General features: G+C 58.5%; 18 protein-coding genes and 4 tRNA genes. 12 read left to right on the top strand and 10 right to left on the bottom strand.

Annotated elements, in window-relative coordinates; translation table 11 throughout:
* Positions 1-10: 10 nt before the first annotated feature.
* A complete protein-coding gene (sepH, locus tag ACTJJW_RS07820) occupies positions 11-1,021 on the bottom strand; it encodes a septation protein SepH (RefSeq protein ID WP_462643559.1) in 1,011 nt (336 codons plus the stop codon).
* A 200-nt stretch (positions 1,022-1,221) separates the two neighbouring features.
* Here sepH and ACTJJW_RS07815 point away from each other — a divergent pair, with 200 nt between their 5' ends.
* Entirely contained in the window at positions 1,222-1,515 is a 294-nt protein-coding gene (locus ACTJJW_RS07815; RefSeq protein ID WP_040800223.1) for a DUF4193 family protein, read from the top strand.
* On the opposite strand, the gene ACTJJW_RS07810 is transcribed toward ACTJJW_RS07815, so the two are convergent.
* Positions 1,490-1,945 carry a DUF3093 domain-containing protein gene (locus ACTJJW_RS07810; RefSeq protein ID WP_462643558.1) on the bottom strand — a complete coding sequence of 152 codons (456 nt, stop codon included), beginning with the start codon at positions 1,943-1,945 and terminating at the stop codon, positions 1,490-1,492. The two genes, ACTJJW_RS07815 and ACTJJW_RS07810, sit on opposite strands and share 26 nt — an antisense overlap.
* 69 nt (positions 1,946-2,014) lie before the next feature.
* On the opposite strand from ACTJJW_RS07810, the gene dut reads away from it, so the two are divergent.
* From dut to dxs, 5 genes are all read left to right on the top strand, one after another.
* Positions 2,015-2,479, top strand: a complete 465-nt coding sequence (gene dut, locus ACTJJW_RS07805) for a dUTP diphosphatase (protein ID WP_343923981.1) — start codon at positions 2,015-2,017, stop codon at positions 2,477-2,479.
* Complete coding sequence (locus ACTJJW_RS07800) at positions 2,476-3,087, top strand: DUF3710 domain-containing protein (protein WP_343923983.1); 612 nt, start codon at positions 2,476-2,478, stop codon at positions 3,085-3,087. Before dut ends, ACTJJW_RS07800 begins: the two co-directional genes overlap by 4 nt.
* Positions 3,084-3,815 carry a DUF3159 domain-containing protein gene (locus tag ACTJJW_RS07795; protein WP_343923985.1) on the top strand — a complete coding sequence of 244 codons (732 nt, stop codon included), beginning with the start codon at positions 3,084-3,086 and terminating at the stop codon, positions 3,813-3,815. Before ACTJJW_RS07800 ends, ACTJJW_RS07795 begins: the two co-directional genes overlap by 4 nt.
* A gap of 181 nt (positions 3,816-3,996) precedes the next feature.
* The gene (gene acnA / locus ACTJJW_RS07790) at positions 3,997-6,813 is read left to right on the top strand and encodes an aconitate hydratase AcnA (RefSeq protein WP_462643557.1); all 2,817 of its coding nucleotides are present in this window, start codon (positions 3,997-3,999) and stop codon (positions 6,811-6,813) included.
* A gap of 143 nt (positions 6,814-6,956) precedes the next feature.
* The gene (gene dxs / locus ACTJJW_RS07785) at positions 6,957-8,903 is read left to right on the top strand and encodes a 1-deoxy-D-xylulose-5-phosphate synthase (protein WP_462643556.1); all 1,947 of its coding nucleotides are present in this window, start codon (positions 6,957-6,959) and stop codon (positions 8,901-8,903) included.
* A gap of 102 nt (positions 8,904-9,005) precedes the next feature.
* Here the strand turns inward: dxs and ACTJJW_RS07780 are convergent, their stop codons facing one another.
* The 4 genes from ACTJJW_RS07780 to ACTJJW_RS07765 all read right to left on the bottom strand — a co-directional run bounded on the left by ACTJJW_RS07780 (position 9,006) and on the right by ACTJJW_RS07765 (position 14,251).
* Positions 9,006-11,129 (bottom strand): 3-hydroxyacyl-CoA dehydrogenase NAD-binding domain-containing protein, encoded by a 2,124-nt coding sequence (locus ACTJJW_RS07780; RefSeq protein ID WP_343923989.1) that lies wholly within the window; start codon positions 11,127-11,129, stop codon positions 9,006-9,008.
* 2 nt (positions 11,130-11,131) lie between these two features.
* Positions 11,132-12,328, bottom strand: a complete 1,197-nt coding sequence (locus tag ACTJJW_RS07775) for a thiolase family protein (protein ID WP_462643555.1) — start codon at positions 12,326-12,328, stop codon at positions 11,132-11,134.
* Positions 12,329-12,405: 77 nt separating this feature from the next.
* Positions 12,406-13,662, bottom strand: coding sequence for an HRDC domain-containing protein (locus tag ACTJJW_RS07770; RefSeq protein ID WP_343923991.1), 1,257 nt, complete (start codon positions 13,660-13,662; stop codon positions 12,406-12,408).
* Positions 13,655-14,251 carry a DUF3000 domain-containing protein gene (locus ACTJJW_RS07765; RefSeq protein WP_343923992.1) on the bottom strand — a complete coding sequence of 199 codons (597 nt, stop codon included), beginning with the start codon at positions 14,249-14,251 and terminating at the stop codon, positions 13,655-13,657. Before ACTJJW_RS07765 ends, ACTJJW_RS07770 begins: the two co-directional genes overlap by 8 nt.
* 79 nt (positions 14,252-14,330) lie before the next feature.
* Here ACTJJW_RS07765 and ACTJJW_RS07760 point away from each other — a divergent pair, with 79 nt between their 5' ends.
* Complete coding sequence (locus ACTJJW_RS07760; protein WP_462643554.1) at positions 14,331-15,545, top strand: alpha/beta hydrolase family protein; 1,215 nt, start codon at positions 14,331-14,333, stop codon at positions 15,543-15,545.
* Here ACTJJW_RS07760 and ACTJJW_RS07755 read toward each other — a convergent pair.
* Positions 15,538-15,975 (bottom strand): SufE family protein, encoded by a 438-nt coding sequence (locus tag ACTJJW_RS07755; protein WP_343923996.1) that lies wholly within the window; start codon positions 15,973-15,975, stop codon positions 15,538-15,540. The genes ACTJJW_RS07760 and ACTJJW_RS07755 overlap by 8 nt on opposite strands.
* 9 nt (positions 15,976-15,984) lie before the next feature.
* Entirely contained in the window at positions 15,985-16,884 is a 900-nt protein-coding gene (locus ACTJJW_RS07750; protein WP_343923998.1) for a sulfurtransferase, read from the bottom strand.
* 139 nt (positions 16,885-17,023) lie between these two features.
* Between ACTJJW_RS07750 and zapE the strand changes: the two genes are divergently transcribed.
* Positions 17,024-18,037 (top strand): cell division protein ZapE, encoded by a 1,014-nt coding sequence (gene zapE / locus ACTJJW_RS07745; RefSeq protein ID WP_462643553.1) that lies wholly within the window; start codon positions 17,024-17,026, stop codon positions 18,035-18,037.
* A 109-nt stretch (positions 18,038-18,146) separates the two neighbouring features.
* Positions 18,147-19,226 (top strand): ammonium transporter, encoded by a 1,080-nt coding sequence (locus ACTJJW_RS07740; protein ID WP_462643552.1) that lies wholly within the window; start codon positions 18,147-18,149, stop codon positions 19,224-19,226.
* Here the strand turns inward: ACTJJW_RS07740 and ACTJJW_RS07735 are convergent.
* The gene (locus tag ACTJJW_RS07735; protein ID WP_462643551.1) at positions 19,149-19,979 is read right to left on the bottom strand and encodes an EI24 domain-containing protein; all 831 of its coding nucleotides are present in this window, start codon (positions 19,977-19,979) and stop codon (positions 19,149-19,151) included. The two genes, ACTJJW_RS07740 and ACTJJW_RS07735, sit on opposite strands and share 78 nt — an antisense overlap.
* A gap of 71 nt (positions 19,980-20,050) precedes the next feature.
* A tRNA-Val gene (locus ACTJJW_RS07730) sits at positions 20,051-20,123 on the bottom strand.
* Positions 20,124-20,237: 114 nt separating this feature from the next.
* On the opposite strand from ACTJJW_RS07730, the gene ACTJJW_RS07725 reads away from it, so the two are divergent.
* From ACTJJW_RS07725 to ACTJJW_RS07715, 3 genes are all read left to right on the top strand, one after another.
* Positions 20,238-20,309, top strand: a tRNA-Gly gene (locus ACTJJW_RS07725).
* A 40-nt stretch (positions 20,310-20,349) separates the two neighbouring features.
* A tRNA-Cys gene (locus tag ACTJJW_RS07720) sits at positions 20,350-20,420 on the top strand.
* 31 nt (positions 20,421-20,451) lie between these two features.
* A tRNA-Val gene (locus tag ACTJJW_RS07715) sits at positions 20,452-20,523 on the top strand.
* Positions 20,524-20,733: the final 210 nt, after the last annotated feature.

The following is a 20,733-nucleotide window of genomic DNA, read 5'->3' as shown; positions in this document are numbered from 1 at the left end:
TGTGGGTTGCTTAGGCGGGATCGTCGTCTGGCTTAGTGCCAAATACGATGTCATCCCAACTGGGCATTGCTACCCGGCGTCTGCGTGGCTTCGCTGTCGGCTGGGGCGCGGGTACCTGGGCCGGTGCAGGAGCGTCGTGGCGCTGCTCAACGACGGGCGGATCGAGAAGCCGCATTGATGGCTCCGGGCTAGTGGATGGCGACTCATCCTCGTCTGCAGCGTCGAAGCTTGCAGGCTCGCGCTCGCCACGGCGTCGGCGCAGTGCGTCGAGGAGGTCAGCAGTTTGGTTGCCCACTCCGGTTTCGGCAGTGCGATCACGCATGACGGGAAGCTCTGCAGGACGAATGGGCTCTGGCTCTTCGTCGAGATCATTGACGTCGAACGCTCCGCTGTCGAAGCGCGTGGCATCCGCTGTGCTATCTACCGGAGCCACAGCGCGAAGTCGTGGAATGAGTGCACCGGTTGCTTCGCCCTGCTGTGACAATGTTTTTGCTTCATTGTTAAGAGGTACCAACGACTGACGTTTGGGATCAAACTGCCAGCGGGCATCGTGGTCGATCTCGCTGGCGGTGAAGGCCAGCTTGACGATCCAGCCGGTTTCCGGGTCTTTCCAGCTCGCCCAGCGTTCGTCAGCGGCTCGTAGCTCAAGCAGACGCTCTCGAATCGCAGATCCGAAGGTGCGTGACGAGGTGAGCGAATCGGTCTCGCCCGCAACATGAACGGGAACGCCGAGCGCAGACTCAATGACGAATTCACGCTCCGCCATCACGGGACCTTCGAAACGAAGAATGTATTCCAGATCAGCACCGGTGACGCTAGCGACATCCTGCGCAGACATTCCTGCACGAATGTGTGCCTGAACCTCGCGAGGCGCAAGCTTGGGCACTGCGCCAACTTGACCGCGACTCTGCCGGAGGCGTGACTGAAGCACGCTATCTACCGCGAGGCGGTACTGCGTTCCATCAGTGCCTGAAACGATCAGTGCACCGTCTTGTACTTCGACTACCCGAAGGTCTTCCATAGTGAACTTCTCCAGCCCTGACGATTCCGCTATAGGATCGCACGGAGTTGCCCCAAAACGTGGGAATAACACGCCTCGGATAACAGTTGTCACAGGCGCTGCACAGTGATGCAGATTCGGCGGTTTGCAATTCGGCTAGCTTTCATGCAAACTGTGGCCGCCGATTCCGGTGATTCAACGTAAAACAGAAGTGGATGGGCATGGCCACCGACTACGACGCACCTCGTAAGACCGACGACGACTCCGAGTCGATCGAGGCTCTTAAAGAGCGTGTTCCTGACAAGATGTCGGGCTCGGTTGATGTCGAGGATTCAGACAACCCGGCGAACTTTGAACTCGCAGGGGCAGACCTTTCTGACCTTGACCTCGACGTGGTTGTTCTGCCTCCTCAGGCTGACGAATTCACTTGCGTGAGCTGCTTCCTCGTGAAGCACCGCTCGCAGGTAGACCACAACACCAAGCTCGGCGCTATTTGCTTGGAGTGCGCAGCTTAGACTGCGCGATTGCTTCAGCAAGCAACTCGGGAGTGCGACTCGACAACAACCAATATGGCGTCGGGTCGCCCTCATCGTTGACCTCCAGTTTTGCAACCGGTGCAACCCAGCCTCGAATCATTAGCCAGGCACGCGCATCGAGCCGCTGCCCGCGTTCGAGGGTTGCTTCTGCGCCGTCGAAAGTTGTTACCGCTCCGATGATTGCTATCGGCAGCCGTGCTTTTCCTGCGCGAAGCTCAGTCTCGTTAACTTCAATAGTTGGCGCTGACGACAATAGGAACAAGACGACGCCGCCGTACAACACTGCCGCGGTGATGTAGCCCGCGACGATGTTGATTGGCATGAAAACCAAGATGCTCGCAGGGATGACGAGTGCGGTGCTGATGTAGAGCCAGGCTGTTGGCCATAGGCGTTCACGATAGATAGTCACTCATCCATTACACACTGCTTTTCGGGTCAGTGTTTCGGGGTCGCGACTGATCTGCACTAACCTCGACTCGTGATCGACAACGTAGAGGTGCTTATCTCCGGAGGGCAAGTGCCCACCTATGCGCATCCAGGTGATGCCGGAGCCGACTTGTATTCGGCTGGCCACTACACGCTGGCTCCCGGTGAACGAGACACAGTTGCTACTGGCGTTTCTGTTGCGCTTCCCGATGGATACGTCGCTTTTGTCGTACCCAGGAGCGGTTTGGCGGCACGACATGGCATCACTGTCGTCAATAGTCCGGGAACAGTGGATGCGGGCTATCGCGGAGAAATCTGCGTTACCTTGCTCAATACTGACGCGGCATCCACGTTCGAGATCGAGCCGGGGGATAGAATCGCGCAATTGATCGTTATGCCGGTGTCCCGTGCTCGTTTCATTCCGGTTTCGACACTTCCCGGTAGTCATCGCGGTGAGTCGGGCTTTGGCTCGACTGGATTCCGCGCAGATTCAACCCAACAAGGAGCTACTTCGTGAGCGACAACACCGAATCTCTTGAACCTCAAGATCAGCCTAAGTCCGCACCAGAAAACCGTGCGAGCGAGGGTCCGCTCGATGAGAGCGAAGCCAACGCGGTTCGCCCGTATGTAGATCTCGGTGGAGTGAAGATTCTGCCGCGTCAAGAGCTCCACTTGCGTCTCGAAGTTGAAGAGGCGAGCAAGCGCGTTGTTGCCGTCGGACTCGACTATTCGGGTTCTACATTGCAGATTCAGCCGTTCGCGGCACCACGTTCGAGTGGGCTCTGGCATGAGATCCGTCAGCAGATTATCGAGCAGGTGCACACTCAGGGGGGAACCACCAAGGTCTCTGAGGGTCCTTTCGGTCCCGAAGTCTTTGCTGAGATCCCCGTTGCCGGTGCAAAGTCTGACGAGAAGCGCATGGCTCGTTTCGTTGGCGTCGATGGCCCACGCTGGTTCTTGCGAGGCGTTATTGCTGGCGAGGCACTTACCGACGCGGATGCCGCGACCAAGATCGAAGATTTGTTCCGTTCCATTGTGGTTGTTCGGGGTAACACGCCGATGCCGCCGCGCGATCTGATTCCGCTTCACATGCCCGCAACGGGTGAGAAGGAATCTCAGGCGTGAGTTCTATCGACGATCCCTCGAATTCCGTGGGTGACGACCAGCCGCCGATAGACCCTTCTGTTCGCGAGGCGTTAGTCTCAGCTGCTCGCCGGTCAGCGGTTGGTCAGGTGGCACCGGGGGAGACCCCGACTGCTGGGGCACTGCTGACAGCAATGGGCGGCATCCGAGGTCTCGTCGAATCAATCCTGCCGGGGTTGAGCTTCTTGGTCATTTTCACTCTGACTCAGCAGCTTGTGGTCTCAGTCGTGATTCCTGTGATTGTGGCCCTGGCGTTCGTCGTTGTCCGGCTGGTATCCCGCACTCCGGTTTCCTCGGCTCTCGTTGGTGTGCTCGGTGTTGCGCTCTCGGCCGGTTTGGCCCTGATCACTGGCCGTGCTGAAGACAACTTTTTGCTCGGTTTCGTCATCAACGCGGTGTTCTTGACCGCGATCATCATCAGCTTGATCGCCCGCAGACCACTGGTTGGCGTTGTCGCCACTCTCTTGGTGCCTGACGCCAGTGATTGGCGCGAAGACAAGGCAAAGTTTTACGTAGCGCTGATCGCGACGTTCGTCTGGGCAGGCATGTTTGCATTGCGGCTCGCGATCGAGCTTCCGTTGTACTTCGCTCAGGCAACACAGGCTCTCGCCACGATGAAACTGCTTCTGGGCGTTCCGCTCTATGCGGGTGTGCTCTGGGTTACGTGGTTGCTGATGCGTGCCGCTTACGGCCGACGGGCATCCGACTAGTTCGTGCTCTTCGCCGTGGCGGCTTAGCCATCGGGTGGCGATAGTGTATATTTATCTTGACATCAAGATACTTTTGGCCTCGCTCGCAGTCCACAAACTGCGATTCAGCCTTAGGCTTACCTTGCTGGATGCAGCGCACGCTCCGCGCAAGGATTGAAGAACCGTAGCAAGGGAGATGACAGTGTCGACAGTCAATAGTTTTGGGTCGAAAGACACACTCACAGTCGGATCAACCGACTACGAGGTGTTCCGCATCGACAAGGTGGCGGGATACGAAAAACTGCCGTTCAGCCTCAAGGTTTTGCTAGAAAACCTGCTGCGCACGGAAGATGGCAAGAACGTCACCGAGGCGCACATCAGGTCGTTGAGCTCTTGGGTTCCCAACGCTGAACCGGACACCGAGATTCAGTTCACCCCCGCACGTGTTGTTATGCAGGACTTCACCGGAGTTCCCTGCATCGTTGACCTCGCCACCATGCGTGAAGCCGTTGCCGAACTTGGTGGAGACCCCACCAAGATCAACCCGCTCGCTCCAGCAGAGCTCGTCATCGACCACTCGGTCATCGCAGACCTCTTCGGCTCCGAGGATGCGCTTGAGCGCAACGTTGAGCTCGAATACCAGCGCAACGGTGAGCGTTACCAGTTCCTCCGCTGGGGACAGACTGCCTTCGATGATTTCAAGGTTGTTCCTCCCGGAACCGGAATCGTTCACCAGGTGAACATCGAGCACCTCGCTCGTGTCACCTACACCCGTGAAGTAGACGGCAAGACCCGCGCTTTCCCTGACACTCTCGTGGGCACCGACTCGCACACCACGATGGTTAACGGCCTCGGTGTTCTCGGATGGGGCGTCGGCGGAATTGAAGCCGAAGCAGCGATGCTTGGCCAGCCTGTCTCGATGCTCATCCCCAAGGTTGTCGGTTTCAAGCTGAGCGGATCAATCCCGGCTGGCGTAACGGCAACCGACGTAGTTCTGACGATCACTCAGATGCTGCGTCAGCATGGCGTCGTCGGCAAATTCGTCGAGTTCTACGGCGAGGGCGTCGGTGCAGTACCGCTCGCCAACCGCGCGACCATCGGAAACATGAGCCCTGAATTCGGTTCGACAGCCGCGATGTTCCCTATCGACGACGTAACGCTCGATTACCTGCGCCTCACCGGTCGCAGCGAAGAGCAGGTCAACCTCGTCGAAGCGTATTCGAAGCTTCAGTCGCTCTGGCACGACCCTAGCGTTGAGCCCAACTACAGCGAGTACCTCGAATTAGACCTCGGCACCGTAGTGCCCTCGATTGCTGGACCGAAGCGTCCGCAAGACCGCGTCGAACTCACCAATGCTAAGAGCCAGTTCGAGATCGATCTCAATAACTACGCGTCGAGGGATCACTCCAAAGTCGATGCCGCTATTGAAGATACGTTCCCCGCGTCTGACCCCGTTGGCCTGACTTCGCAGGACGAAGATTCGGCTCATGAGCGTTCGCACACCCACGCCAGTCACGCTCCCTACACTGCGTCGTCACCAACTTCGGTGAGCGTAGATGGGGGAGACCCGTTCACGCTTGACCACGGAGCTGTGGCGATTGCCGCAATCACGTCGTGCACCAACACCTCCAACCCATCCGTCATGCTCGCTGCCGGCCTCCTTGCACGCAACGCTGCTGCGAAGGGTTTGACATCAAAGCCGTGGGTCAAAACCACGCTGGCTCCCGGCTCGAAAGTAGTCACCGACTACTACGCGAAGTCTGGTTTGGATGTCTCGCTCGAAGCCCTCGGGTTCTACACCGTCGGCTACGGCTGCACGACCTGTATCGGCAACTCGGGTCCGCTGCAGGATGAAATCTCGAGCGCGATCAACGAGAACGACCTTGCAGTGACTGCGGTTCTTTCGGGTAACCGAAACTTTGAAGGCCGTATCAACCCTGACGTGAAGATGAACTACCTGGCTAGCCCGCCGCTGGTCATTGCCTACGCTCTTGCCGGCTCGATGAACTTCGACTTCGACCACGATGCGCTTGGTCAAGACCAGGACGGCAATGATGTCTTCTTGAAGGACATCTGGCCCGATGCTTCCGAAGTTCAGTCCACGATCGACTCGTCGATTGACCGCGAAATGTTCATCCACGAGTACGCGGGTGTATTCGACGGTGACGAGCGTTGGCAGAACCTGCCAACGCCGACCGGCTCCACCTTCGAGTGGGATGACGAGTCGACCTACGTGCGCAAGCCCCCGTACTTTGAGGGCATGACTATGGAGATCACTCCTGTCAGTTCGATCTCGGGAGCTCGCGTTCTCGCGAAGCTCGGCGACTCGGTAACTACCGACCACATCAGCCCCGCGGGCTCGATCAAGGGCGACAGCCCGGCCGGTCAGTACTTGGCTGAGCATGGCATCGACCGCAAGGACTTCAACTCCTACGGTTCGCGTCGCGGAAACCACGAGGTAATGATTCGTGGAACGTTTGCGAACATTCGCCTCAAGAACCAGCTTCTTGATGGCGTCGAGGGTGGCTACACGCGTGACTTTACGACCGTGGATGCCGAACAGTCGTTCATCTACGACGCCGCCCAGAACTACGCGGCGCAGGGCACTCCGCTCGTCGTTCTCGGTGGCAAAGAGTATGGATCGGGTTCCTCACGCGACTGGGCTGCAAAGGGCACGAGCTTGCTCGGCGTCAAGGCTGTCATCTGCGAGAGTTTTGAGCGTATTCACCGCTCGAACCTCATCGGAATGGGCGTTCTTCCCTTGCAGTTCCCCGAGGGAGAGACTTGGGATTCGTTGGGTCTCGATGGAACCGAAAGCATCAGCATCTCGGGCGTCGAAGAACTCAATGACGATCGCATCCCGAGCACGCTGCACGTAGTAGCAGAGCCGACTGCGCACTCACCGGAGGGCAAGACGACAGTAGAGTTCGACACGAAACTGCGCATCGACACCCCCGGCGAAGCGGACTACTACCGCAACGGCGGAATCCTGCAGTACGTTTTGCGTTCGCTGGTCTAACGAGCAACAGATACAGAGGGCGCGTGGCTAAAGTTTTTCACTCTAGCCACGCGCCCTCTGCGTTGTGCGAGCGCGCAATCGCCGTACCTCAGAACCTCATCCGCAATCCTTCACAGGTCGGGCAAGAAGCCTAGAATGAAGGAATGAACTTACTCGAGGGAATCAACGGTCCCCGAGATCTTGACGGTCTCTCCACTGCCCAGCTTGCCGAGTTAGCTCAAGAAATTCGTGAATTTCTGGTTGAGAACGTGTCTCGAACCGGCGGGCATTTGGGTCCGAATCTGGGCGTGGTCGAGCTGACGACCGCGATCCACCGCGTCTTCGACTCACCCCGGGATGCGATCGTCTTTGACACGGGCCACCAAAGCTATGTCCACAAGATTCTTACGGGACGCAAAGACTTCACAAAACTGCGTACTGAAGGCGGGCTAGCGGGTTACCCACAGCGCTCAGAGTCAGAGCACGACATCGTCGAGAGCTCTCACGCGTCGAGTTCGCTGTCATGGGCTGACGGAATATCTCGAGCATTCGAGATGACAGGCCAGAACGACCGTCACGTGGTTGCTGTCGTTGGTGACGGTGCTCTCACCGGAGGCATGACGTGGGAGGCACTCAACAACATCAGCGATGACAACAGTCGCAACCTCGTCATCGTGGTCAACGATAATGGTCGCTCGTATGCACCGACTATCGGTGGAATGGCCCACTTCTTGAACAGCGTGCGCACGCGTCGTTCCTATCGCTCGTTGTACAGCTCGAGTCAACGATTCTTTGGAGCATTTGGCGGACCAGGGCGCGCACTGTATCGCGGCATCCGCGGCGGCGCGCACGGCTTCCTCTCGCGTTTCAGCAACAACGAGGCACTGTATTCCAACCTCGACATCAAGTACTTAGGTCCGGTTCACGGCCACGACATCGCTGCGCTTACAGAAGTGCTTGAGCAGGCCAAATCATACGGCGCACCAGTAATCGTGCACGCCATCACTGAGAAGGGCCGCGGCTACGAGCCGGCGCTGCTTGACGTCGCCGATCAGTTCCACGCGGTTGGCCAAATTGATCCCACAACGGGGGAGCCGGTTCAATCGGCAGGTGCTGCGTCGTGGACCTCGGTCTTCTCGAAAGAGATCGTCATCCTCGCGGACGACAACCCCCGACTGGTTGGCATAACTGCCGCCATGCTGCGCCCAACAGGACTTCACCTTTTCGCTGAGAAGTATCCGGAGCGCGTTCACGATGTTGGCATTGCGGAACAGCACGCGGTCACTTCGGCGGCAGGGATGGCCTACGGCGGTCTGCACCCCGTAGTCGCGCTCTACGCCACGTTCATGAATCGTGCATTCGATCAGGTGCTCATGGATGTCGCGCTTCACCGCGCCGGCGTCACATTCGTCCTTGACCGTGCCGGTGTCACCGGGCCGGATGGAGCAAGCCACCATGGCATGTGGGATCTCGCTCTGCTTCAGGTTGTTCCCAACATCCGAATCGCTGCACCGCGTGACGCTGAGCGCCTGCGAGAGGAACTCGGCGAAGCGGTAGCGGTCGATGACGCACCGACCGTCATCCGCTTCGCTAAGGGCACCATCGGCACCTCATATGACGCTGTTCGTCGAACAGGCGACGGCGTGGATGTTCTCCGTGAAGATGAGCAGCATGACGTGCTCATCGTCACTGTGGGCTCGATGGCAAAGACCGGTCTTCAAGTAGCCGAACTTCTGGCCGCTCAGGGGATTGGTGCGACCGTGATTGACCCGCGATGGGTAGTCCCAGTTGCGCAGAGCGTCATCGACTTCTCGGCGCAGTACCGAATCGTGATCACGATTGAAGACGGCATCCGTGTCGGCGGAATCGGCACCCGAATTCGACAAGATATGCGAGCACAGGGCGTGGACACTGCGGTGAACGAGCTGGGGTTGCCCGCTGAGTTCCTCGACCACGGTAGCCGCGACTACATACTCGACCAGGTGGGCCTCACACCTCAACACATTGCCCGCGACGTGGTAGCTCAGGTGCTCGGGAGCAAGATTCCCATCGCGCGCCCTCTGAGTGATACCGATTCGCAGCCAGTTTCGCTTCCTGCCGAACGCAGCTAGACGAAAGCGGGCACGCTCAACACTGAGCAACGAAAGAGGACCGATCCAGATTCAGCCTGGATCGATCCTCTTTCGTTGCTGCGCGGCGCTACCGCTGAATACTTACTGCACTCCGCAGATCTGCGGGTCGTGGAACGTTCCGCCGAAGGCACGCTCGGAGGCCCCAGCACGATCGAGATACGGAGTGACACCACCCATCTGGAAGGGGTAACCGGCACCGAGAATGAGGCACAGGTCGATGTCTTCGGCAGCGGCGACGACGTTGTCTTCCAACATCCGATGAATCTCGTCTGCAAGCCCGTCTTCGATACGGATCTGAAGCTCTTCAGCAGTCATGGGCGAGTTGCCGCCCTTGACAATCTTGACAGCCTTCTTCGACACCCCCTTTGACTTACCCTTGCTGTCTCGGTCGAAGATGAAACCGAGTTCAGCGAGCTTGTGTAGGTTCTTGCTTTCGAAAAACCGCTCGGGGAATGCCGCGTGATGAGTGTCGAGCACGTGTGCTCCCACCTTGAGCCCAACGAGCTCGAGAAGCTCGAACGGAGTCATCGGCAGTCCGAATGGTCGGGTTGATTCCTCAACGACCTCAAACGGGGTTCCGGTGTCAACAGCGTGCATAGCCTCGCCCAAAACCTTTGCAAGAATGCGGTTCACGACGAAACCCGGAGTGTCGGTCGTGATGACTGCGGTCTTGCGCAGGTTCTTTGCCGTGACCATTGCTGTCGACAGCGTCTCATCGTTGGTGTGAGGAGTCTTGACAACTTCAATGAGTGGCATCACTGCCACAGGGTTGAAGAAGTGGAAACCGACGAGGCGCTCAGGGTGCGTCAATTTCGCACCGATCTGCTCAACCGATAGCGACGAGGTGTTCGTGGCTAGGATTGCCTCTTCGGAGATGTACTGCTCCACCTCGGCAAACACGGACTGCTTGGCGCCCAGTTCCTCATAGATCGCTTCGATGACCCAGTCGCAGTCAGCAAAGTCTTCTTTGTTCGTCGTGCCGGTGACGAGTGCTGTGAGACGGTTCTTGTCATCGGATGACAGCCGGCCCTTCTCATATAGCTTGTCGATCTCCTGATGGATGGCGGCAACTCCAGCATCTGTCGCGGCCTGATCGAGGTCAGTAATGACCACGGGTACCTGCAAGCGACGGACGAAAAGAAGTGCGAATTGGCGAGCCATCAGACCAGCGCCAATTACGCCGACCTTAGTGACCTTGCGTGCGAGCTCCTTGTCAGGGGCCCCAGCAGGTCGCTTGGCGCGTTTCTGCACGAGATTGAATGCATAGATGCTTGCCTGGAACTGATCTCCAGAGATCATGTCTGCCAGAGCCTCATCTTCGGCTTCGAACCCGGTCTTCTTGTCGGTGTTCTTTGCTGCCTTGAGCAGTGCAAGCGCAGCATACGGCGACTTGGCAACGCGGCCGATGCGGTTGGCGAGCATCTTCTCTGCAATGCCGATCGCAACATCCCACTTGACGGTGCGCTCGATTTTGCCTGGCTCGTTCTTGCGCTTGACCTTCGTGGTGCCGGCGATGACACCGTCGGCCCAGCGGATTGAATCCTCGAGGAAGTTTGCTGGCCCGAACATTGCGTCAGCAATACCGAGCTCGAAGGCCTCAGGGCCCTTGAGCATCCGGTTGTTCTTGAGGGGGTTCTCGATGACAACCTTGAGAGCATTCTCGATGCCGATCAGGTTGGGCAGAAGCCATGCACCACCCCAGCCGGGGATGAGGCCGAGGAACACCTCGGGGAGTGCCAGCGCGGGGACCGAGCTGTCGATTGTGCGGTAATCGGCGTTGAGGGGAACTTCCACACCACCGCCGAGCGCGAGGCCATTGATGAAGACAAAAGACGGAACGCCAAGGTCGCTCAACTTGCCCAGCGCCCAATGGCCAAGCTGGGCCATCTGCTTGCCGGTCTCACGGTCGGGGATCTCGCTGACCTTTGAGAGGTCAGCACCCGCGGCGAAGATGAATGGCTTACCCGTAACGGCTACACCATGGATCTCGCCCGCGGTTGCCCGTTCCTTCTGCTCATCGAGTACGCCCGCAAACTCCAGCAGAGTTGCGGGGCCGAGAGTGTTGGGTCGGGTGTGGTCTTTTCCATTGTCGAGAGTGATTAGCGCAAGTGTGCGCCCCTCTGAGAGCGCCACATCGCGAACGAACGAATGAGTGATGACCTCGTCTTTAGACAGGCCAGCCAGACGTGCAAACTGCTGGGTCATTGTTACTTTGCTCCCTTGTGGTTGGGGTTCTCCCAGATAACTGACCCGCCCTGGCCAAGACCGACGCACATGGCGGTAAGTCCGTAGCGCACCTCGGGGTGCTGCTCGAACTGGGCGGCGAGCTGAATCATGAGACGCACACCAGAGGATGCGAGTGGGTGGCCCATGGCGATGGCGCCGCCCCACTGGTTGACTCGAGGATCTTCGTCGTCGATGCCGTAGTGATCCAACAGCGAGAGAACCTGAACGGCGAAAGCCTCGTTGAGTTCGAAGAGCCCGATGTCATCAATCGAGAGGCCAGCCTTGCGCAGAGCCTTCTCCGTTGACGGAATCGGTCCGATACCCATGATCTCGGGCTCGACTCCGGCATACGCGAAGCTCACCATGCGCATCTTGGGCTTCAATCCAAACTCGCGTGCGGCATCCCCACTAGCGATGATGCTGGCGGTTGCTCCGTCGTTCAAACCTGAAGCATTTCCGGCAGTGATACGACCGTGCGAGCGGAACGGAGTCTTGAGCGCTGCAAGCCCCTCAAGGGTTGTTTCGGGGCGAAGTCCCTCATCGCGAGTCGCCATTCCCCATCCGGTATCGCTCTTGGTGGCGACCGGGATGAGGTCGGGCTGAATGTTGTTCGCCTCATACGCGGCAGTCGCTCGTTGCTGACTACGCAACGCAAAGGCATCTGCGCGTGCCTTAGTGAGGTGCGGGAAGCGGTCGTGAAGCTTCTCGGCCGTATTGCCCATGTTGAGCGCTTCGGGGTCGACTAGCTTCTCGGCCAGGAATCGGGGGTTGGGATCAACGCCGGAGCCCATTGGGTGGTGGCCCATGTGCTCAACGCCGCCGGCAATTGTCAGATCGTACGCGCCAAAAGCGATCCCGCCAGCCATGCTGGTCACTGCCGTCATGGCGCCAGCGCACATACGGTCAATGGCGTAGCCGGGTACTGACGTGGGCAGTCCAGCAAGAAGCGCAGCGCTTCGGCCAATCGTGAGGCCCTGATCGCCCGTTTGCGTCGTCGCGGCAATTGCAACTTCATCAAAGCGTTCCTGGGGAATCTGGGGGTTACGTTCGAGCAGCCCGATCATCGCTTTGACGACAAGGTCATCAGCTCTGGTATTCCAGAACATGCCCTTCTCGCCAGCACGTCCAAATGGAGTACGGACTCCATCTACGAATACAATCTCGGTTTTCTTGGCCACAATGCCTCCACTAGATTCTTGGATGTAGCACTGATCCTAGGTGGCCGAGATTAGCGTTAGGAATCCTTTGATTGTTCCTACGACTCGGTGTCGTCGGAGTCCTCAGGCGTTTGGCTGGCTTCGACAAAGGCTTCGGCGATTGACTGTGCAGAAACGTCAATTTGCCATTGCCGCGCTCCCAGGGCCTGCAGCGCTTCAGAAACGCCCTCTGCCGTGATTTCTGCTGGAGGCGTCCACGAAACTCGCCGCAAATAGTCGGGAGTGAGCAGGTTCTCGATCGGGATCGACAACTCTTCGGAGTGCACGGCCATCAGGGCGCGAGCAGCCTTGAGCCGAAGGTCAGCTTCGGGATTCTTATCCGACCACACGCGCGGCGGCGGAAGCGCATCACTGGCAACCCGAGATGCGGGGATGTCAGTCGATGCCAATCCAGCTTGGATTGCATCCCACCAACGATCGATCTGGGTGCGGCTGGCTCGCCCGCTGAACTCTTTCATTGCCGAGAGCTGACGCTTGGACTCCGGAAGAAAGCGCGCGGCGGCGAGGAGAGCAGAATCGGGCACCAGACGACCGGGTGCCGTGTCCACTTCTTGGGCATAGGCATCACGAGCAAGCCAAAGTTCGCGCGCAATGGCGAGATTCTTTCCGCCACGAATCGAGTGCACACCGCTGAGCCGGCGCCACGGTTCGGCGCGCACGTTGCTGAGATCCCGAGCTAATACGGAGTCAAATTCTTGCTGGGCGATGTCGTGCTTGTCGGCCGAATCGAGTAGTTCGCCGAGGGCTTCGCGAAGATCAACAAGTAGCTCTACATCGAGGGCTGCGTAGACGAGCCACGCTTGCGGCAGGGGGCGAGTTGACCAATCCGCAGACGAGTGTTCTTTAGCAAGGTGGATGCCGAGCAGGTGTTCTACGACCGTGCCGAGTCCGACCCTGGGTAGTCCGGCAAGGCGCGCGCCCAACTCGGTATCGAACAGCCGTGTGGGATGCAGGCCCACTTCACGTAAACAGGTCAGGTCTTGCGTTGCTGCGTGCAAGATCCACTCTTCGTCGGCGATGACGTCATTTAGTTCTGTGAAATCGCCGATCGCGGGCGGATCGAACAAAAATGTTCCTGCACCGCGGCGGAAAATTTGGATGAGGTATGCGCGTTGCGAATAGCGGTAACCGCTCGCACGCTCGGCATCGATCCCGATAGGCCCGTGGCCCTGGGCGATAGCCTCTACGGCGGCAAGGTAGTCGTCCCGACCGTCAATAACGAGTACGGGATCGTGAGGGGCTTGGGTGGCGTGCGACTCGCCCTCAGACGCTGCACTTTCGGTTGCGCTACTCACGTCCAACTTTACGGGCCGACAACAGGGTGACTCCTTCAATTGCTGGTGGTAGGCCGGCTAACATGCAGACCAATTCACTCCAGCCTTCCACATGCGCGGCCATGCTGAGATCTTTGGGGCTCCACGAGGCGCGCAATTCGATCTGTGCGCCATCGGGTTGAGACGCGAGTTCGCCAAATCCAGTCGAGAGGATTCGAGTAGCGGTGCCGGACACCTGATCGTAGGTGGCGCCACGACCGGCTAGTGCATCAACGAGCCACGACCACGTGACCTCGCTAAGAAAGGGATCGACGCCGATCTCGGGCTCCAGGGGCGCCTGAGCGAAACAAATGATCCGAAACTCGCTGTCCCACGCATCCGGAACTTCGGGGTCATACAAGAGGACAAAACGGCCAGTGCCCAGATCTGAGTCCTCGCCGTGACGTGCGGGAGTGACATCCGCTGCCAGCGCAAAAGACCATGGCGCAATCTGGGAAGGAGCAGTTATTTCGGTCACAGCCAGCTCAGTGCGCAAGACTGCACCACGAAGAGACTCAACCGCTGCAGCAAATGCCGCGGGTGGTGTTGGGTCAGCTGGCGAATCGGGCACGAGTGAAGATTAGGCTTTAGGGGAACGATCGCTAGTGAGGCACGCCGCACCATTGCGGCTGCGAGACGGAGGTTTTCGGATGCGGGGAGCAGGACGAGTACGCGTCGCCGCCGGAATCATTAGCGGTGTTGCGATCGGTGCCGCAGCGATCGGTGTCATCGGATTGACATTGAGCGCGGCACTTTCAGTGTTGTTCGCTCGGCGGCTGGTAACTCCACCCGGCCGTGCCGAAAGTGGCTTGCGGATTCTTGCCTTAGGGGAGTCGACCATAGTTCTCTCAGCTTCGGTCGAGATCCGTGCTCCCGGAAGGTTTAGCCTCTGGTTTGCCGATCAGACTGGTCATGCGCGCATCGGTGCTGTGATCTCGCAGAGCTCCCGCTGGGTGGCTCGGGAGCTGCTCTCGGTGCAGTTTGGCGAGCCGAAGCCAGGCGATAACGCACGTACCAGTGGCTGGTTCTATCTCAACCCTGCTGATCTTGGGCTCGCATTCTCCGACGTGGACATTGAGACTGAACTGGGCCCGGCACCCGCATGGTTGGTACCCGCAGCCCAGCCGAGTTCCACGTGGGCGATTCATGTCCATGGTCGTGGTGTCCAACGGCCAGAGACGTTGCGCGCCATCACTGAGTTTTACGATGCAGGTCTGACGTCGTTATCGGTGTCGTACCGAAACGACACCGAAGCGCCAGATTCTGCGGACCGACGCTACGGCTTAGGTTCAACGGAATATCGGGATGTCGATGCCGCGATTAGTTACGCGCGGGCAGCCGGGGCTGAGCGAATAATCCTGATGGGATGGTCGATGGGCGGGGCAACTGTGCTGCAAACCCTGATGCGTTCGGCGAACCGAGACATGATTGTCGGGCTTGTGCTCGATTCGCCTGTCGTCGCGTGGGGCCCCATCCTGCAGCTGCACGGGGCCATCAACCGAATTCCTACGCCGATTCAACGCGCGGCTCAGGCGGTGCTCGGAAGTGAGCAAGCACAACTGCTCGTTGGCACCGAGAACCCGCTCGATTTTCCGGCGATGAACTTTATTGATCGCGCCGACGAACTCGACAGACCAATTCTGCTTATGCACAGTGCAGACGACGCCTATGTTCCCGTAGAACCGTCGCGCGCCCTCGCAGAACTGCGCCCAGACATCGTGACCTACGAAGAATTCGATACTGCTGGTCACACGAGGCTGTGGAACTACGACAGCGAACGCTGGCTGGGCACGATTCGAGCGTGGCTGAGCATCCAACTGGGTGAAGGAACTGCAGACAAGCCCGCCGGGGTTGCGACTAAGTGAGGCTCTTCAGCCGGATCTGACGCTTTGCTCGCGCTAGCATTCCCGTCATTCCCCGCAAGCGGAGTGGGCTTACTGCTTTGGCAAGGCCAAGTGACTGGGGAAAGTCATCCGACAATTCCAAGACCTCGTGGGTGCTGAGGCCAGAAAGCCCTTGTGCCAATATCGACGCGAAACCCCTGGTGGTCGGTGCCTCAGGAGGTGCGGTCGCGAACATGTGCACGGTGTCGTTCTCAACCTCAACGAAGATGAAAACGGGGGATTGGCACTCCTCGACCCGTTCGAACAGATCGGGGTGATCGCGATAGCGCTCAGGTAGTTCCGGCAGCTCGTTTGCAAACTCAAGAAGAAGTTGCAGCCGATCCCGGAGTTCCAAGTCTAAGAAATCGTCGCGGATTTCTGCCAACTGGGTCGGGATCTGCTGCTCACTCATCGGTTAAGTCTAACGCGATGGAACTTCGCCGGGCTCAACGCCAATGACGATCGGAACGGCAACCAAGGAACCCCATTCGGTCCACGATCCGTCATAGTTGCGAACGTTCTCGAAGCCCATGAGGTAGTTGAGTACGAACCAGGTGTGACTTGATCGCTCACCAATGCGGCAGTAAGCGACGATGTCGTCGCCATCCTTCAGGCCTGCACCGTCGCGGTAGATCTCGTTGAGTTCGTTAAGCGGACGGAAGGTTCCGTCATCGGCGACAGCCTTTGACCATGGCACGCTCTGAGCGCTCGGGATGTGGCCGGCGCGCAGCGCACCTTCCTCAGGGTAAGCAGGAGCAGTGGTGCGCTCTCCGCTGTACTCCTCAGGAGAGCGGACATCGATGAGCGGGTTGCCAAGGTGAGTGAGAACATCGTCACGGAATGCGCGAATTGTCGAGTCATCGCGCTCGACGATTGGGTACTCGGTGGGCGCAGGTGTCGGAACGTTGAGCGTGTACTCGCGGCCATCCGCTTCCCACTTTGCGCGGCCACCATCAAGCAAGCGAACGTCGTCGTGGCCGAAGAGCGTGAACACCCACAGGGCATACGCAGCCCACCAGTTGGTCTTGTCGCCGTAAATGACCACAGTGGTGTCTCGTGAGATTCCACTGCGCGACATGAGCTCGGCAAAGCCTTCGCCGTCGATGTAGTCACGAGTCACAGGATCGTTGAGATCTGTGTGCCAGTCGATCTTCACAGCACCGCGGATGTGGCCGGTCTCGTAGAGCAGCACATCTTCATCAGATTCAACCACTACCAACCCGGGGGTCTCGAGACGTTCTTCAAGCCAGTCCGCAGAGACCAGTCGTTCAGGGTGTGAGAACTCAATGAATTGAGGGGCCGGGTCGCGTTCGATAGTCATAGCTACCTCCGATTGTGGTTGGAAAAACTGGTGCGGGCATCAAACTAAGCTTGATTAGTCCCTTGCCCAAGAAAATTACGCATTCGCCGCTGATTACACCGCGTTGCCGTAAGACTGCGAAACATAACCGAGGCTGAGAATGAGCGCTACTGCGCCTACGACTCCTGAGCGTCTAGTCGATCGTATCCCGTCGTTGACCGGAGCGCAGATGCTCGCCGAACTCGTGCCACCGCGCCAGTTCACTGAAGCGACTTTAGATTCCTATCGACCTGACCGTGACTACCCGTCGCAAGGCGCCGCCATTGCTGCGATGCGCAACTTTTCCGCGGCCGCTAAGCAGGGCGGCGGGCTGCTCTCGCGCAAGAAAAAGTCTGTAGCGAAGCCGGGGGTGTATCTGGATGGCGGATTCGGTGTCGGCAAGACTCATTTGCTGGCCGCACTATGGCATCAGATGCCTGGGCGAAAGTATTTTGGCACGTTCATTGAATACACAGCGTTGGTTGGCGCGGTCGGGTATGCGCAAGCAGTCCAACTGTTGAAGGGTGCCTCGCTGGTCTGCATCGACGAGTTTGAGCTGGACGATCCGGGCGACACACGGCTGATTTCTCGATTGTTGTCTGAGCTTGTCGGCTCAGGAACAAAGATTGCGGCCACCTCGAATACACCGCCAAACGCATTGGGCGAAGGTCGCTTTGCGGCTCAAGATTTCTTAAGAGAGATCGATTCCCTCTCAGCTAAGTTCGAAACCATCCGTATCGATGGGCTCGACTACAGGCGCCGAGACACGGGGGCGCACGCAATTGCCGTCGAGGACGCGGCGGCTGCCGTCGCCACTGTCGCCGGCACGGTGACCCTCGATTCCTTCGATGACGTGCTGAAGCATCTCTCTGGAGTGCACCCCTCTCGCTACGTGAAGCTGATTGAGGGTATCGACGCGATTGGGCTAACAGGAGTGCATCCGTTCAAGAATCAGACTGACGCGTTGCGCTTTGTCGCATTTGTCGACCGACTCTATGACGCCCAGGTGCGCATTTACGCGGAAGGGACGCTGCTTGATGACGTGTTCCCCGAGGACATGCTTGCGGGCGGCTACAGCAAGAAGTACTTGCGTGCTGTTTCTCGTCTCATCGCCCTAACCTCAAACAATAAGTAGGTCGGATTAGCACGGACGGCGCCAGATAAGAGGCAGGTTCGGGTGGTTCTTGGCGTAGCCATTGTGTATGTGCCCGATGAGGCATAAGACTGTGCGCGGGAGGTTCACTGTGGCGGAAGAATTCGCGGCGGCGACCATTGGGGCGATTGCTCTTGCGGTGCTGTTAACTGCGCTAATCGTGTTGTATGCCCGGATCCTGCCGGCTGCTTCATGGGTGCGCGTGATTGCGGAGTCTTTTGCGTGCGCGGCGCCGGGGGTCCTTGCGTGGTTAGTGCTGTCTCCGATCATGTCTTCGGGCGTACGAGGTGTCATGATGCCGTCATTAGCGTTGCTCGGCGGAATCAGTTGCTACCTGGTTACTCTTGTGGCTCGCAGCGCGGGTGCCTCATTCGTGCGCAGCCTGATCTTCGGTTCAATTTGGGCTGTGGCGGTGTTCATTCCCACAGCTGTTCGCACGTTCGAATCTTTTGATGCGACCGCACCTCTCGGGTTGAGCCCGATTGATCACGGCGGCGCTTTAGTGATGAGCGTTGCGGTCGGTTCTGGCATGTTCGCGGTGCTCGTTGTGGAGCGCAAGTCTCTGATTCGCGGTGCTCGGATGTTTGTTCCCGTTCCCGCAGGAATCGTCGCGTTAGCGGTGGTCGTTGTGTCGTGGATTGGATGGCTCGTCGGCGCAGAGTTCGCCATCGATGATGTTGCGGGCCTCATCGTCGTCAACGGAGCAGTGAGTGCTATTGCCGGTGCCGTTGGTTGGAATGCTGTTCAGTTGATCACTCATGGTGCAATCAGCCTTCGATCGCTTGCTGGCGGTCTAGTCAGCGGCCTGATCGCGGTCACTGCAGGAGCTCCGCTATTCACTCCGGTGTCTGCTGCGGTGGCTGGACTGATTGCGGGAGCTGTTGCGTGTGTCTTTACCGTGCGACGTGGTTCCCCGCTGGGCAATCAGTTGCGTTTTCTTGTTAATACGCATCTGCTCGGCGGAAGCATCGGTGTGGTGTCGTTGGGGGTCTTGGCCACCGGTTCGGGTTTTCTTTTTACCGGCCAAACAGCAATCTTCGAGGAACAGCTGTTGAGCGTTGTGGCTACTGCTAGCTGGTCGTTTGTTATTTCGTCAGGATGCTGGTGGGTGCTCAGCAAGATTGGCAGAAGGGTCCGCGTCGATAGTGGCCGAGTCCTCGTCGAGAAGTGATCGTGTGAGCAGGGTCGCGCCAGCCAGTGCAGCTGGCATTGCGATCACTGCGCCAAACGGGATCAGAAAAATCAGATAGGTCGCAACCCCCAGCCCGAGTGATGTGGCTCGTGACCCTCTGAGCACGCGTCGTCGCGCCGTGAGGTGCATGCCGCGCGACTCGAAGGGAATGTTGGCAAGCTCGACAACCAGTAGCCAACCGCCGAGGAGAGCGCCGGCCGTTGCTGCCACGATCGTGCCAGCGATCGGGATGAATCCGAGCACAAGTATGAGCAGTGCAAGACCGATGGTCGGAAATAGCATTCGCAAGCCTTCGCCTAGCCCGCGACGCGCGTCCTTCCAGAACCCTTGGGGGCTGGGCGCTGCCGGTGCACCGTGACGCGCATCCACGTGCCCCGCAATCTTTCGGTAGAAAGCATCCCCGACCATCAGGGTCACCGTCGTGTAGGTATTCACGATGATCAGGATGCTCGCCAGGGTCACAGCTAAGCCAGCGCCGAAGCGGATCGCTGCACGGGGGAGGTCGTCCCAATCGGCAGCGAACGGCGTCAGAAACGCCGCTATGGGCTCGATACCGACAATGAGCGTGATGAATAGAGCAATTGCAACTGCTCCAACTATTGCCGCCGGAATCATGCCGAGAAACATCAGGCGAGGTGCGGTGGCCAAGATGCGAAAGCCGCGAAACAAGAACCCAACGCCAACGAAGAAGTTTCGAAGCGGTGACCGTTTGCGGGGCTGTGTTGAGGCCATCGCTTAAGATTAGCCGGTCGACAGACAGGTGATTTTGGCGTGTGCGGATATGGTTTCCCGCGGCTGAAGAGTGGGCGATACCGGGCTCGAACCGATGACCTCTTCCGTGTGAAGGAAGCGCGCTACCAACTGCGCCAATCGCCCGCAAAGCAATCTTCGCATATCTTCGCGACACGCTCGCAACCGAATTGGCTCTGAGCGCAGACTTCGTATACAGTCATCTAGCACGCGAAAACGGGTAACTAAATCGGGTGCAATGCGGATGTGGCGCAGTGGTAGCGCATCACCTTGCCAAGGTGAGGGTCGCGAGTTCGAATCTCGTCATCCGCTCGAGTGAGAAGTGTCAGCCTCGCTGGCGCTTCTCATGTGCGGTGGAGTGGCCGAGAGGCGAGGCAGCGGCCTGCAAAGCCGTATACGCGGGTTCAAATCCCGTCTCCACCTCGGTAATTAGTGATTTTTAACTCAATAGCATGAGCGATTGGCGCAGCGGTAGCGCGCTTCCCTGACACGGAAGAGGTCGCTGGTTCGATCCCAGTATCGCTCACGACAGAAACCCCCGGAATTCCGGGGGTTTTTTCGTTTAACCGTGCCTGCGATCGGTCGCGCCAGAGTGCGACACTGCGGTTGGGGCTTATAGGCCAAAACGTGTGGATGGCTTTGGGCGTGTCATGCCCGGCCGGTCCATCCTGATCTGGCCCAGAGGCCTTCTTCGGCTGTTGTGTTGGTGTCGTAGTAGCTCGGCTCGGCTTCTTCC

The organism is Rhodoglobus galactosidasius (assembly GCF_054957775.1).
Note: the sequence above shows the minus strand (reverse complement) of the source record. Positions and strands in the feature narration are given on the sequence as shown.

Coding starts and splice junctions, on each gene's coding strand:
- ACTJJW_RS07780 (WP_343923989.1), bottom strand. CDS start 11,129: ATGACCCAGCAGTTTGCACGTCTGGCTGGCCTGTCTAAAGACGAGGTC.
- ACTJJW_RS07735 (WP_462643551.1), bottom strand. CDS start 19,979: ATGGCCTCAACACAGCCCCGCAAACGGTCACCGCTTCGAAACTTCTTC.
- ACTJJW_RS07815 (WP_040800223.1), top strand. CDS start 1,222: ATGGCCACCGACTACGACGCACCTCGTAAGACCGACGACGACTCCGAG.
- zapE (WP_462643553.1), top strand. CDS start 17,024: ATGAGCGCTACTGCGCCTACGACTCCTGAGCGTCTAGTCGATCGTATC.
- sepH (WP_462643559.1), bottom strand. CDS start 1,021: ATGGAAGACCTTCGGGTAGTCGAAGTACAAGACGGTGCACTGATCGTT.
- ACTJJW_RS07755 (WP_343923996.1), bottom strand. CDS start 15,975: ATGAGTGAGCAGCAGATCCCGACCCAGTTGGCAGAAATCCGCGACGAT.
- dxs (WP_462643556.1), top strand. CDS start 6,957: ATGAACTTACTCGAGGGAATCAACGGTCCCCGAGATCTTGACGGTCTC.
- ACTJJW_RS07760 (WP_462643554.1), top strand. CDS start 14,331: ATGCGGGGAGCAGGACGAGTACGCGTCGCCGCCGGAATCATTAGCGGT.
- ACTJJW_RS07750 (WP_343923998.1), bottom strand. CDS start 16,884: ATGACTATCGAACGCGACCCGGCCCCTCAATTCATTGAGTTCTCACAC.